1 protein-coding gene is annotated in these 600 nt (G+C 33.2%); it reads left to right on the forward strand.

All coding sequences use genetic code 11. From position 1 onward, the window contains the following. Nucleotides 1-44: 44 nt before the first annotated feature. Complete coding sequence (locus V7266_RS30825) at nt 45-236, forward strand: DUF5412 family protein (protein ID WP_420491504.1); 192 nt, start codon at nt 45-47, stop codon at nt 234-236. Nucleotides 237-600: the final 364 nt, after the last annotated feature.

Here is a 600-nt window from a genome sequence, read left to right on the forward strand (position 1 = left end):
GTAATACATGAAGGGCGTCGGAAGTAGTATTGAAAATTGACCATATGCAAATAATCCATCGTCTACAAGGATGGATTATTTTTTTGTTCTTTTTACTATATATTCGCGGCATCAACATCAAAATTTCCTTTGATATGAGTCGGTTGCCAAAAGGCAATAAAATTGCAGAGGAATATTCGCCAGATGGGACTTATACAATAAGGCATATGTTTCAAGTGGTGGGAAACAACAGATAATGCAGTTCGTGGAGAACTCAATTTTAACAATGAAAACAGAAAACCAAAGAATATTTTTGATTATAGAAGATAATAATTTTTTAGAGATTGTGAAGAAGTGTACTTAAAGTAACGGGGCGTTTGTTCAATAAGAGCAATCGCTTTTCTTGTTGCGCTAATGGGAAATTTAGCTGAAGGAGGAGTTTGTACAATAAAGAAGAAATATTAACCATAATGAGATGAAAGTAGAGGGAAGTAAATGTGAAAGACCGTCAATATGATAGCCAAAAGAAACATAAGGTTCAAAGCTTATATAGAAAGAAGAAACAAAAGAATATAGCAGATAATAATGAACAAAAATAGGGACAGCTCTTGTAAGCATTTC

The sequence above is a fragment of the Neobacillus drentensis genome (assembly GCF_036965645.1).
In the GTDB taxonomy this organism is placed as follows: domain Bacteria; phylum Bacillota; class Bacilli; order Bacillales; family Cytobacillaceae; genus Neobacillus; species Neobacillus drentensis_D.